This is a genomic window from Streptomyces sp. Tue6028 (assembly GCF_002300165.1).
GTDB lineage: Bacteria > Actinomycetota > Actinomycetes > Streptomycetales > Streptomycetaceae > Streptomyces > Streptomyces siamensis.
This window is the reverse complement of sequence record NZ_MLCE01000035.1, coordinates 181354-193975: the sequence shown is the minus strand read 5'-3', so window position 1 is coordinate 193975 and position 12622 is coordinate 181354. Positions and strand designations below refer to the sequence as shown.

Annotated in this window: 9 protein-coding genes and 1 pseudogene; 1 reads left to right on the top strand and 9 read right to left on the bottom strand. The window is 70.1% G+C overall.

Features of this window, described 5'->3' with window-relative positions:
• Positions 1-257: 257 nt before the first annotated feature.
• The gene (locus tag BKI49_RS32620; RefSeq protein ID WP_095937888.1) at positions 258-2342 is read right to left on the bottom strand and encodes an alpha-galactosidase; all 2085 of its coding nucleotides are present in this window, start codon (positions 2340-2342) and stop codon (positions 258-260) included.
• Between the two features lie 190 nt (positions 2343-2532).
• Between BKI49_RS32620 and BKI49_RS32615 the strand changes: the two are divergent.
• A pseudogene (locus tag BKI49_RS32615) lies at positions 2533-3330 on the top strand (tyrosine-protein phosphatase).
• A gap of 45 nt (positions 3331-3375) precedes the next feature.
• Here BKI49_RS32615 and BKI49_RS32610 read toward each other — a convergent pair.
• From BKI49_RS32610 to shc, 8 genes are all read right to left on the bottom strand, one after another.
• Positions 3376-3528, bottom strand: a complete 153-nt coding sequence (locus BKI49_RS32610; RefSeq protein WP_234020594.1) for a DUF6126 family protein — start codon at positions 3526-3528, stop codon at positions 3376-3378.
• Complete coding sequence (locus BKI49_RS32605; RefSeq protein WP_095937887.1) at positions 3525-4181, bottom strand: helix-turn-helix domain-containing protein; 657 nt, start codon at positions 4179-4181, stop codon at positions 3525-3527. Before BKI49_RS32605 ends, BKI49_RS32610 begins: the two co-directional genes overlap by 4 nt.
• A gap of 150 nt (positions 4182-4331) precedes the next feature.
• A complete protein-coding gene (locus BKI49_RS32600; RefSeq protein WP_095937886.1) occupies positions 4332-5732 on the bottom strand; it encodes an aspartate aminotransferase family protein in 1401 nt (466 codons plus the stop codon).
• On the bottom strand, positions 5729-7627 hold the full coding sequence (gene dxs / locus BKI49_RS32595) for a 1-deoxy-D-xylulose-5-phosphate synthase (protein ID WP_095937885.1): 1899 nt from the start codon (positions 7625-7627) through the stop codon (positions 5729-5731). The genes BKI49_RS32600 and dxs overlap by 4 nt, the downstream gene beginning before the upstream one ends.
• A gap of 28 nt (positions 7628-7655) precedes the next feature.
• Entirely contained in the window at positions 7656-8813 is a 1158-nt protein-coding gene (gene ispG / locus BKI49_RS32590; RefSeq protein WP_095937884.1) for a flavodoxin-dependent (E)-4-hydroxy-3-methylbut-2-enyl-diphosphate synthase, read from the bottom strand.
• Positions 8814-8817: 4 nt separating this feature from the next.
• A complete protein-coding gene (gene hpnH / locus BKI49_RS32585; protein ID WP_028798885.1) occupies positions 8818-9840 on the bottom strand; it encodes an adenosyl-hopene transferase HpnH in 1023 nt (340 codons plus the stop codon).
• A 5-nt stretch (positions 9841-9845) separates the two neighbouring features.
• The gene (locus BKI49_RS32580) at positions 9846-10490 is read right to left on the bottom strand and encodes a phosphorylase family protein (protein WP_095937883.1); all 645 of its coding nucleotides are present in this window, start codon (positions 10488-10490) and stop codon (positions 9846-9848) included.
• Positions 10490-12493: a squalene--hopene cyclase gene (gene shc / locus BKI49_RS32575; protein WP_095937882.1), complete on the bottom strand. Its 2004-nt coding sequence runs from the start codon at positions 12491-12493 to the stop codon at positions 10490-10492. The genes BKI49_RS32580 and shc overlap by 1 nt, the downstream gene beginning before the upstream one ends.
• Between the last annotated feature and the right edge of the window lie 129 nt (positions 12494-12622).

The following is a 12622-nucleotide window of genomic DNA, read 5'->3' as shown; positions in this document are numbered from 1 at the left end:
CGTAAGCGAGACGAGAGCGCAGCCACAAGCAGGTGATTTTTTCGCGTGCCCACCTTTCTTGATCCATGTCGGAAATGCCCGTCACACTCCGTGAAGAGATGATCTTTTCTCCCGCTCAACCAGCCCGTGGATACGGGCGCGTTGCGAAAAGCGGGCCGCGACGCATCGTCACGAATATGACGCTGCTCACGCGGCCCACCGCACGGCGCCCTAATCCAGGGCCAGTTGGAACGAAGGTCCCGATTCCGGCAGAACGGTCATATGCGACGTAACCGGATGACTGCGGCATCGAGGTCTCCTCGCAGGCCCGTCCGCAGTCCGTGGTGCAGCAGCACCGCACCTCGATGGATTTCGCCCGTTTCACGGCACTCGTAGGCTTGCGTCGGGTCGAGTCCGCGCAGCCGGAGCGGAGCCGCCGGCTCGCCGTACCGCTGGGCCTGGAGCCAGGCGAGCACCACCGTCTCGTCGTCGTGGACGTACTGCACGGCGCTCAGACCTCCCTCCGGAGGGCGCAGACGGTAGAGGTCCCCCCGCTGCACGACGGGGCGGATCTCTTTGTAGAGGCCGACCCATTCCCGGGCCTCGGCGAGTTCCGCCTCGCTCCACGCGGACAGGTCCCCACCGATGCCGAGGACTCCGGCCATGGCGCTCACGAACCGCAGACGCAGTGAGCTGACCCGGCCGTTGAGCTGGGTGTTCGGGCTGTCGGTGACCCAGGCGGCCATGATCCGTGCGGGGTGGATCTGACTGATGCCGTACTGGATGGCGAGCCGGTCGAGCGGGTCGGTGTTGTCCGAGGTCCACACCTGGTCCGTACGGGCCATGATGCCGAGGTCGATCCTGCCGCCACCGCCGGAGCAGGACTCGAAGGCGACACCGGGGTGCGCGGCCCGCAGCCGGTCGAGGAGGGCGTACAGGGCCCGCACGTGCTCGACCCACAGTTTCTGCGGATAGGACTCGCCGGGCCAACCCGCGTCCGTGAAGCAGCGGTTGAAGTCCCACTTCACATAGTCGACCGGCGCGCCGGAGAGCAGCCGGTCGAGCTGCTCCCACAGGTGCTCCTCGACGTCGCGCCGGGCCAGGTTGAGTACGAGTTGATTGCGGTACTCCGTCCTGGTTCGCCCGTATTGGAACTGGACCCAGTCCGGGTGCGCGCGGTACAGCTCGCTGTCCGGATTGACCATCTCCGGTTCGACCCAGATCCCGAACTGCATGCCGAGTGCGTGGACATGGTCGGCGAGCGGCTTGAGCCCCGCGGGGAAACGGTCCGGGTTGGGCGTCCAGTCGCCGAGCCCGGCCCGGTCGCCGGTGCGCGCGCCGAACCAGCCGTCGTCGACCACGAACAGCTCGACACCCATCTCCGCGGCCCGCCGCGCCAGCGCCATCTGCTGGTCCTCGGCGATGTCGAAGGTGGTGGCCTCCCAGGAATTGAAGAGCACCGGGCGGTCCCGGCCGGCGTCCGGGACGACGTGCTCCCGCTGGTAGGCGTGCCAGGTCCGGCTCGCCCCGCCGAAGCCTCCGTCGCTCCAGAGCCCGGCGAAGACCGGGGTGGTGAAGGACTCCCCCGCTTCCAGGCGCAGCAGCCCCGAGTCGTCGTACCCCGCGCCGCCGGTGATCTGCACCCGGGCGTCGGGCAGCTGGGCCACGGCGATCCGCCAGGACCCCGACCAGCCGAGGGCGCACCCGTACACCTCGCCGCTCTCCTCGGTGGCCTCGCTGTCCAGCGCGACCCAGGGCAGGTGCTGGTGCCCGGTGTGGCCGCGCCGGCTGCCTATGACCTTCTCCCCGTAGGTGAGGGGGGAGCGCACCAGCCGGGACTCGGCCGCCCACCGGCCGTGCAGCTGGGACAGCCGCCAGCCGTCGCGCTCGGGCAGCGTCCAGGTCGCCGAGTCGGCGCGCAGCAGCTCCACGGCGGGCCCGTCGTTGTCCAGGGCGGCCCAGCGTTCGACGACGTCGCCGCGCATGCGGTAGCGCAGCGTGATGCGGAGCCCGGAGTCCGCGAAGCGCAGCGCCAGCTCGTCGTCTCCGTGCCCGTGACCCGTTTCACCAACCCCCTCGAACCGCCACTCGGTCCCCCGGCGTTCCGCGGTCCGCACGGAGAGGGCGGGGCGCACGAAGCGGGGCCCGCCCTCGACGGGGTACTCCTCACGGCCGTCGAGCAGCGACTCGAAGGGCCGGTACGGCGGCGCGGGCAGCGCGGCCAGCGATTCGGCGTCGGCCAGCGAGATCCGCGGGCCCCAGTGCAGGTGGAGCAGTTCGTCGAGGTCGGTGAGCCGCAGTGCGTAGCTGCTCGTCGGCCCCGAGAGCAGCCAGGTGCGACCGTCCGCGCCGGTCTCGATCATCGGTCCCCCACAGATCCGAACGGCCCCGATCAGACACCGACATGCTCCCGGCGGCCGTGCCCCGCGGGCAACGCCTGTGGACAACTCATTGCCTCAGGAACCCATGTCGTATGGTCGAGAGCGCAACCCGTCGACACACGCCACCGGGCAGGACCTGGGCGGCGCCGGCGGCCGAATGTGAGGAGTCCACGTGACGCAGCAGGTCCCGTCGACCGAGCCCGAGCTGGCCGGAGTGCGCAACTTCCGGGACGTGGGCGGCCTGCCCACCGTCGACGGCCGGCGGGTGAAGCAGGGGCGGCTGTTCCGCAGCGGCCACCTCGCGCACGCGACCGAGAAGGACGCCACGTTCCTCTCCTCGCTGGGCCTGCACACGATCTTCGACTTCCGCAACGCCTCGGACCAGAAGCTGGAGGGCCCCGACGTCGACCTCCCGGGCGTGCGGAACGTGAACCTGCCGCTCACCGACCCGGCCGACGGCGCCGAGTTCTGGAAGATGGTCCGTGACGGCGACCTCGACCAGCTGCGCTCGATCCTCTCGGACGGCAAGGCCGCGAACCGGATGGTCGTCTCCTACCGCACGATCATCAAGGAGCGCACGACGGAGCACTCCCAGGTGCTGCACGCGCTGGCCGAGGACAGCGTGCCCGCGCTGATGCACTGCGCGGCGGGCAAGGACCGCGCGGGCCTGTCCATAGCCGTGACGCTCCTCGCCCTCGGTGTCGAGCGCGACGCGATCGTCGCCGACTACCTGGAGTCGAACGCCAAGCACCGCCGCTACAAGGTGCACCGCAGCAGTTCCTCCCCCTCCGCGTACTCCCCGGAGGTCATGGAACTGCTCAGCCCCCTGTTCGACGCGCGCGCCGAGTACCTCACGGCGGCCTTCGAGACGATCGAGGAGACCTAGGGCGGCGTCGACACCTACCTGGAACAGGCGCTGCGGGTCACCCCGGAGGTGCGGGACCGCCTGCGCGAGCGCCTGCTGGACTGACGCGGCCCTGGGCCGGCCCTCCGGACGCCCGCCGGCCCGGCACGCCTACTGGCCCTGCGCGCCCAGCGTGAAGAGCAGGTAGATGAAGGCCGCGAAGAGGTGGCCGACGGCGACGTAGATGATCAGCCGCACCCACAGCGCACGGGGGAACTTCTCCTCCATGGACTTACGGGGACCGGTCGGAGTGGGTTCGGTCATGACAGCTCTCCCGGGGTGAGGTGTCCCGCCACCGGGCCGAGGCACAGCGCGGCGGTCGGACTCTGAAGCAGGGTGTGTACGAAAAGGAGCTCGGCCCCACCGGGGTCGGCGGCGGCGATCCGGTGCGGGGTGAGCGAGTCGAAGTGCGCGCTGTCCCCCGGCGCGAGCATGTGCGCGGTGTCCCCGAGGCGCAGTCTCAGTCGCCCGGTGAGGACGTACAGCCACTCCTCGCCGGGGTGGACGCGCACGATGTCGCCCTGCGAGCCGTGCGGGACGTGCACCCGCAGGGCCTGCATGCCGCGGCCCGGGGCTCCGGCCTGCCAGTACGTCCAGCCGCCGGCCGGTGTCGGCTCCATGTCGGCGGCGCGCACGATCGCGTGCCGCTCGGCGACCGTCTCGCCGAGGAGCTCGGAAACCGTCGTACCGTAGACACGGGCGAGCGCGAGCAGCATCGGGAGCGAGGGCTGGCGCTGCCCGGTCTCCAGACGGGAGAGATGGGCGGGTGAGAGCCCGGCCGCGCGGGACGCGGCCTCCAGCGTCAGGGCGGCACGGCGGCGCAGTTCGCGCAGCTGGGGCGCAACGGCGGGGAGCTCGGCGGCAGGCCCCTCTGCCGCTTGCGGAGCGGAAGGGTCGCTACCCTCGACAGGGTTCATGCCCTCCATTGAGCCGCACTGTTACCTCTGGGGCAAATTTCTTGCCTCTGAGGCAAACCCTGCTCGACCTGGCCCGCGCACCGGCGGCGGGCCCGTCGAGAGAGCCCGCCCCGGTACGGGGTGCCCGGCACGGGGCGGCGACGACGCCCCCTAGCGGTTGGCGACGGCCTGCTTCACCAGCGTCTTGCCGAAGTCCCACATCAGGCCGCCGCCGCTGTGCGCGTCGTCCATCACCGCGGTGAAGGCCTCCACGAAGCGGTCCACGTCCCGCTCGTCGATGATCAGCGGCGGGATCAGTTTGATCACCTCCAGATGATCGCCCGAGACCTGTGTGAGGATGCGGTGCCGTTGCAGCAGCGGCACGACCACCATCTGGGCGAACAGCCCCTTGCGGGCGGCCTGCAGCATGGTCCAGCGGCTGCGCAGCTTCAGCGACCTGGGGCGCCCGAATTCGATGCCGATCATCAGCCCCCGGCCGCGTACGTCACCGAGCAGTTCGTACCGGTCGACGAGCGCGCCGAGCCGGGACTTCAGCTGCTCCCCCGTGGCGCGTGCGTTGGCCACGATCTGCTCGTTCTCCATGACGGACAGGACCGCGAGCCCCGCCGCCATGGCCTGCGCGTTCGCCCCGAAGCTCGCCGAGTGGACGAGGACCCGGTCCATGGACGAGTAGACCTTCTTGAAGATCCAGTCCTTGCCGAGGGTGGCGCCCACCGGCACATATCCGCCGGACAGGGCCTTGGCCACGCACACCAGGTCGGGCTCGACCCCCTCCTCGTGCTGGTACGCGTAGAAGTCCCCGGTCCGCCCGAGCCCGGTCTGCACCTCGTCGGCGATGAGCAGTGCCTTGTGCTGGTGAAGCAGCTCCTGGGCGGCGCGCAGGTAGCCGGGCGGCGCCTCGTGGACGCCCTTGCCCTGGATGGGCTCGACGATCAGCGCGGCGACGTCGCCCTTCTTCAGCTCCCGGGCCAGCGCGTCGAGGTCGCCGAGCGGGACGGCCGTGTCGGGAAGCAGCGGTGCGAAGCCGTCGCGGAAACCGTCCTCGCCGTTCACCGACAGCGAGCCGGTGGTCAGCCCGTGGAAGGCGTGCGAGCAGTAGAGGACCCGCGGCTTCCCGGTGGCGTAGCGGGCGAACTTCAGCGCGGTCTCGACCGCCTCCGTACCGCTGTTGCCGAAGAACACCCGGTCCAGGTGCGGGCTGTGGACGAGCAGCCGCTCCGCGAGCAGGCCCGGCAGCGGCTGGCAGTCGAAGCGGGTCAGGTCGGCGAGCGAGGCGTCCAGGACGTCGTGCAGCGCCTGGCGGACCACGGGGTGATGGCGGCCCAGGCCCATCACCCCGAAGCCGGCGAGCATGTCCAGGTAGTCGTTGCCGTCCGCGTCCCAGAAGTGCGCCCCTTCGGCGCGCTCGTAGACCTTGTCGAAGCCGATGGTGTGCAGCATCCGGGGAAGCTGGTGGTTCAGGTACTTGCCGTGCAGCTCGTAGCGCTCGGCGCCGCGTTCGGCGAGGAGCGCGCCGAGGTCGAACTCCCCCTTCGCCGCTGGTTCGGTCATTCCTGTTTCTCCTTGGAGAGCTCTTCCCTGACGGCCAGGCCGGCACTGATCCGCCCGGCGATCTCGACGGGCGTCAGGCCTATGTCGGCCAGCACCTCACCGCGCTTGGCGTGTGCGAGGAACTGCTCCGGGATGCCGAACCGCCGCACCGGGACGTCGACGTCCGCGTCCCCGAGCGCCAGCGCGACCGCCGCGCCGACCCCGGATGCCCGGCTGTTGTCCTCGACGACGGCGACGAGCCGGTGCTCGGCGGCCAGCCCGGGCAGCGACGGGTCGACGGGCTTCACCCAGCGCGGGTCGACGACCGTGCAGCCGATGCCGCGGGCCTCCAGGAGTTCGGCGGCCTGGAGACAGACCGGCGCCATCACCCCGACGGCGACGAGGAGGACCTGCGGTGTGCCCTCGGCCCGGTGCAGGACGTCCAGCCCGCCCACGTGGCCGATCGCGGGAATCGCGGGGCCGACCGATTCCTTGGGGAAGCGGACGAGCGTCGGCGCGTCGTCGACGGCGACCGCCTCGCGCAGCTGGGCCCGCAGCTGGTCGGCGTCGCGCGGCGCGGCGATCCTGAGGCCCGGCACGACCTGGAGGATCGACATGTCCCACATGCCGTTGTGCGAGGCGCCGTCGACCCCGGTGACACCGGCCCGGTCGAGGACGAAGGTGACACCGCAGCGATGCAGCGCGACGTCCATGAGGAGCTGGTCGAAGGCGCGGTTGAGGAAGGTGGCGTAGACGGCGACGACGGGATGGAGACCGCCGGTGGCGAGTCCGGCCGCGGACACCGCGGCATGCTGCTCGGCGATCCCGACGTCCCACACCCGGTCGGGGAACCGCTCGGCGAACTTGCCGAGTCCGACGGGGTGCAGCATGGCCGCCGTGATCGCCACGACGTCGGCGCGCTCCTCCCCGATCCGCGCGATCTCGTCGCCGAACACGGAGGTCCAGGACGGCCCGTTGGAGGGGGCGAGCGGCTCGCAGGTGAGCGGGTCCATCACGCCGACCGTGTGGAAGTGGTCCTCCTCGTGTGCGAGCGCCGGCTCGTAGCCGCGGCCCTTCTCGGTGAGGCAGTGGATGAGCACCGGTCCGTGGAAACGTTTCGCGCGGCGCAGTGCGGACTCCACGGCGCCCACGTCGTGCCCGTCGATCGGCCCGACGTACTTGAGGCCGAGGTCCTCGAACATGCCCTGCGGCGCGAACGCGTCCTTGAACCCCTTCTTCGCGCCGTGCAGCGACTCGTAGAGGGTGTTGCCGACGACGGGCGTGCGCTGCAGCACGTCCTTGCCCCAGGCGAGCACCTTCTCGTAGCCGTCCGTCGTGCGCAGTGTCGCGAGGTGGTTCGCGAGACCGCCTATGGTCGGCGAGTAGGAGCGCTCGTTGTCGTTGACGACGATGATCAGAGGGCGGTCCTTGGCGGCGGCGATGTTGTTGAGTGCTTCCCACGCCATACCGCCGGTGAGCGCGCCGTCTCCGATGACGGCGACGACATGGCCCTTCTCCCCCTGTACCTGACGGGCCTTGGCGAGCCCGTCCGCCCAGCCGAGCGCCGTGGAGGCGTGGCTGTTCTCGATGACGTCGTGCTCGGACTCCTCGCGCGACGGGTAGCCGGACAGCCCGCCCTTGCCGCGCAGCTTGGAGAAGTCCTGACGTCCGGTCAGCAGCTTGTGCACATAGCTCTGGTGGCCGGTGTCCCACAGGATGCGGTCACCGGGCGACTCGAAGGCCCGGTGCAGCGCGATGGAGAGCTCCACCACCCCCAGATTGGGCCCCAGGTGACCGCCGGTCCTGGCGACCGCGTGCACCAGGAACTCCCTTATCTCTTCGGCCAGTTCACCGAGTTCCGCCTCGGACAGCGCTTTCAGGTCGCGTGGTCCCCGGATGTTCTCCAGAATCGTCACGCTCGGGCCCCCTCTCGGTCCGTGCTGATCAACTCACGGTGACGGCCGGTTCCCCGGACCCGACGCCGTCGTTCTCCATCTGTTCGGCGATCTTCATCGCCTCCTCGATGAGGGTCTCCACGATCTTCGACTCGGGCACGGTCTTGATGACCTCGCCCTTGACGAAGATCTGCCCCTTGCCGTTGCCGGAGGCGACCCCCAGGTCCGCCTCCCGCGCCTCGCCGGGGCCGTTGACGACGCAGCCCATGACCGCGACGCGCAACGGGACCTCCATCCCCTCCAGACCGGCCGTGACCTCGTCGGCCAGCTTGTACACGTCGACCTGGGCCCTGCCGCAGGACGGGCACGAGACGATCTCCAGGCGGCGCTGGCGCAGCCCGAGCGACTCCAGGATCTGGATGCCGACCTTGACCTCCTCGGCCGGCGGGGCGCTCAGCGACACCCGGATGGTGTCCCCGATGCCCTCGCTCAGCAACGCCCCGAAGGCGACGGCCGACTTGATGGTCCCCTGGAAGGCGGGACCGGCCTCGGTCACACCGAGGTGCAGCGGATAGTCGCACTGCGCCGCCAGCTGCCGGTAGGCGTTGACCATCACCACGGGGTCGTTGTGCTTCACGGAGATCTTGATGTCGCGGAACCCGTGCTCCTCGAACAGCGACGCCTCCCACAGCGCCGACTCGACCAGCGCCTCGGGGGTCGCCTTGCCGTACTTCTGGAGCAGTCGCCTGTCGAGCGAGCCGGCGTTGACGCCGATGCGGATCGGGGTCCCCGCGTCCTTCGCGGCCCGCGCGATCTCCTTCACCTTGTCGTCGAACTGCTTGATGTTGCCGGGGTTCACCCGCACCGCCGCGCAGCCGGCGTCGATCGCGGCGAACACGTACTTGGGCTGGAAGTGGATGTCCGCGATCACCGGGATCTGCGACTTGCGGGCGATGGTCGCGAGGGCGTCGGCGTCGTCCTGCGTGGGACAGGCGACGCGGACGATCTGGCAGCCGGACGCGGTGAGTTCCGCGATCTGCTGCAAGGTGGCGCCGACGTCCGACGTACGCGTCGTCGTCATCGACTGCACCGAGACGGGTGCTCCGCCCCCGACCGCCACCGGTCCGACCTGGATGCGCCGTGAGACACGGCGCTCCGCGATCGCCCGGACCGGCACCTCGGGGAGGCCCAGGGATACGGCGGTCACGTCGTCACCCGCGGCTTTCCGTGAAGGTCTCGCGGGCGGCACGCAGGGACTCCTTGAGGGAGCCCATGGTGGCGAGCACCGCGGTCGGCTCGTAGCCGCAGTGGGCCATGCAGTTGGCGCACCGCTCGTCCCTGCCCCGGCCGTAGGCGTCCCAGTCGGTCTCCTCCAGAAGCTGCTTGTACGTCTGCACGTACCCGTCGCTCATCAGGTAGCAGGGCTTCTGCCAGCCGAAGAGCGAGTAGCTGGGGATCGCCCAGGCGGTGCAGGGGAAATCGACCTTGCCTTCCAGGAAGTCCAGGAAGAGCGGGCTCTGGTTGAGCCTCCAGCGGCGCCGGTTGCCGCCGGCGAAGGCCTTCTTGAACAGCTCCCGGGTCTGCTGGACGCCGAGGAAGTGCTCCTGGTCGGGGGCCTTCTCGTAGGCGTAGGCGGGCGAGAGCATCATCTCGTCCACCTTCAGGTCGTCGTTGAGGAAGTTGAGGACCTCGATGACGGTCTGCGGGGTGTCCGTGTTGAAGAAGGTCGAGTTGGTGGTGACCCGGAAGCCGCGTCGCTTGGCCTCCTTGATCGCCTCGACCGCCTCGTCGAAGGTGCCCTCCTTGGCCACGGACTCGTCGTGCCGCTCCCGCAGCCCGTCGATGTGCACGGCCCAGGCGAAATAGGGCGAGGGCTTGAACTTGTCCATCTTCTTGCGCATCAACAGCGCGTTGGTGCAGAGGAAGACGAATTTCTTCTTCGCTACCAGCTGCCGTACGATCTCGTCGATCTGAGGGTGCATCAGCGGCTCTCCGCCGGCGATGGACACCATCGGCGCGCCGGACTCCAGTACCGCTCCCACCGCCTGGGCCACGGGCATGCGCTGCTTGAGCACACCCGCGGGATGCTGGATCTTTCCGCAGCCCTCGCACTTCAGGTTGCACGCGAAAAGCGGTTCCAACTCGACGAGCAGGGCGAACTTGTCCCGCTTCCTGAGCTTCTGTTCGAACAAGTATGCAGCGACCTTCATGGACTGCCGAAGCGGCATGGCCATCTGGCTCACCTCCGAGGGAGCAGCAAAGAACGGTGCCATTCAAAAAAAGCGGGAAGAAGGGCACGAAGAACACGGAAAGCTGATATTCCACCGCGCACCGTGCCGATACGGACGAGTTCATGTTCCGGAGCGTCCACGACCACCCGGACGGCCGCAACCGGGCGTACACCCACCCGAACGGCGCTGAGCAGCGTCGACGCAGACTCCATGTCGACCGCGATGGAGCCGGTCGTGAGCAGATCCGACCGCTCGTGACCACGGACGACGTGATCGGAGCCGGTGAGCGGCCCCGTGTGGACGGTGCGCCCCGGCACGGCGCGCACGAGTTCCCTGACGAGCAGGTCGGTGCCCACGCACGGGGTCGTGCCGTGCGGGTCCCGGGTCTCCTCGGCGACGACCAGGTCACCGGGGTGCATACCGGGGGCGAGCCCCGCGCAGAAGCCGGTGGCCAGGACGGCGGCCCCGCGCAGCGCCGGGTCGGCGAGGACGCGGGTGACCGACCGTTCGGCGGCCTTGGGCCCCATGCCCGTGCGCAGCACGGTGACGGGCCCGCCGGCCCCGGTCCGGTCGCCGCTGCGCAGCGCGAGGTGCTCGATGCCGAGCGCGCAGGCGATCAGCAGCGGTGCCGGTCCGGACGTCGTCGCGCTCATCAACCCCCCTGGACCCCGGCGAACGGTTCGCCGTGGACATAGCGGCCGAGTGCGGTGAGGGGGAAGACCTGTCGGTAGAGGTGGTAGTTGATCGAGAAGTCCCACGGGAAGCCGGTGCCGGTGAAGTACGGCTCGTCCCAGGAACCGTCGGACAGCTGGGTCTCCGCGAGCCAGGCGATCCCGCGCTCCACCGCCTTGGAGTCGCGCTCCCCCGCGGCCAGCAGGGCGAGCAGGGCCCATCCCGTCTGGGACGCGGTGGACGCGCCGCGACCGCTCCACTCGGCGGCCTCGTGGTAGGAGCGCAGATCCTCGCCCCAGCCGCCGTCGTCGTTCTGGACGGTTTCGAGCCAGGCCACGGCCCGGCGGATCGCCGGGTGGGACCCGGGCAGCCCCGCCGCCACGAGCGCCGGGACCACCGACCCCGTGCCGTAGACGTAGTTGACGCCCCAGCGCCCGAACCAGGAGCCGTCCGCCTCCTGTTCCGCGAGCAGCCATTCGATGCCCCGGCGGGTGCGCGGATCGTGTGCGAGTCCCTCGACGGCGAGCATCTCCACGACGTGCGCGGTGACGTCCGCGGACGGCGGGTCGATGACCTCCCCGAAGTCGCAGAAGGGCAGCCGGTTGGGGAAGGAGCTGGTGTTGTCGACGTCGAAGGCGCCCCAGGCGCCGTTCTTCGACTGCATACCGAGGTTCCAGCGGACCCCCCGCCCGATGGCGTTCTCCACGCGCTCCGGGTCGTGGTGCCTGACGCGGCGCAGCGCGAGCACGACCTCCGCGGTGTCGTCGATGTCGGGGTAGTTGTCGTTGTGGAACTCGAACGCCCAACCGCCAGGCGGCAGTTGGGGACGCTTGACCGCCCAGTCGCCGGGCCGGACGATCTCCTCGCCGAGCATCCAGTCGGCGGCCTTGACGAGCTGCGGGTGATCGGCGGGCAGCCCCGCGTCGGCGAGCGCGATGGTCGCCAGGCAGGTGTCCCACACCGGCGACTGGCAGGCCTCGATCATCCGGGCACCGTCGTCGCGCCACACGGCGAAACGGTCCAGCGACGCGAGCCCCTCGCGCATCACCGGGTGTTCGAGGTCGTAGCCCAGCAGGTGCAGGGCGATGACCGAGTACACGGCGGGCGGCTGGATGCCTCCCCAGCAGCCGTCGTTCTCCTGCCGCTCGATGATCCAGCGCGCGGCGCTGTTCATCGCCGCGCGGCGCAGCATGCGCGGTGCGACCTTGCGGTACTGGTGCAGGGCCTTGTCGAGGCGCTGGAAGGCGCCGTCCCAACTTGCCACGGGAGCAAGGGGTTTGGCAGGGTTGGGGTCGCCGGCGTCGGTGTGCAGCTCGTCGAGTGGGAACGGCGCGGGCCGCACCGGCCGCTTGGCCGACACGACGGTGAGCGGCACGATCGTCTGCCGTGCCCAGCAGCCGAAGTCGTAGATGTTGAGCGGCATCCACTTCGGGAAGTAGATGAGCTCGGGCGGCAGTTCGGGCAGGTCCTCCCACTTCCACCAGCCGAACAGGGCCAGCCAGATCCGGGTGAAGACGCGGGCCGAGGCGATGCCTCCGCGCTCACGGATCCAGGCGGAGGCCTTCGCCATGTGCGGGGCGTCCGGGGCGTCACCGGCCAGCCGCAGGGCGACGTACGCCTCGATGGTGGTGGAGAGTTCGCCGGGACCGCCGTAGAAGGTGGCCCAGGTGCCGTCCTCGCGCTGTTCGCCGCGGATGAAGAGCCCGGCGGCGTGGGTGGTGGACTTGTCCAGGATGCCCAGGAACTGACGCAGCAGCAGGTCCTCGGCGTCCATGGTGACGTTGGTCTCCAGGTCGCCCTTCCACCAGCCCTCGGCGTCCTGGCGTGCGAGCAGGAAGTCGGTGGCGCGCCGCATGGCGCGCGTGGCGGCGTCTCGGGTCTCGACTGTCCCGGCCGCCTCGGGAGTCGTCTCGTGCTGGATTTCGCTGGCCGAGGCAGCGCGGGGCGGCAGGGCCCCGGTGCTTCCGTCGGTCGTCGCTGTCATGGCTTCCCCTTCGTGCAGTGGTACGTCTCTGCTGTGGGTCCGCCGTCGGCCGGTGCGTCGCTCCATGGCGATGCCCCTGCCCGGAAGATCACTGGGCTCGGGGTCGCACCGGCCGGCGACTACGCGAGG

Excerpts from the sequence above, each read along its gene's own strand:
- BKI49_RS32605 (WP_095937887.1), bottom strand. The coding sequence starts at position 4,181 with ATGAACCCTGTCGAGGGTAGCGACCCTTCCGCTCCGCAAGCGGCAGAG.
- BKI49_RS32580 (WP_095937883.1), bottom strand. The coding sequence starts at position 10,490 with ATGAGCGCGACGACGTCCGGACCGGCACCGCTGCTGATCGCCTGCGCG.
- shc (WP_095937882.1), bottom strand. The coding sequence starts at position 12,493 with ATGACAGCGACGACCGACGGAAGCACCGGGGCCCTGCCGCCCCGCGCT.
- hpnH (WP_028798885.1), bottom strand. The coding sequence starts at position 9,840 with ATGGCCATGCCGCTTCGGCAGTCCATGAAGGTCGCTGCATACTTGTTC.
- BKI49_RS32620 (WP_095937888.1), bottom strand. The coding sequence starts at position 2,342 with ATGATCGAGACCGGCGCGGACGGTCGCACCTGGCTGCTCTCGGGGCCG.
- BKI49_RS32610 (WP_234020594.1), bottom strand. The coding sequence starts at position 3,528 with ATGACCGAACCCACTCCGACCGGTCCCCGTAAGTCCATGGAGGAGAAG.
- BKI49_RS32600 (WP_095937886.1), bottom strand. The coding sequence starts at position 5,732 with ATGACCGAACCAGCGGCGAAGGGGGAGTTCGACCTCGGCGCGCTCCTC.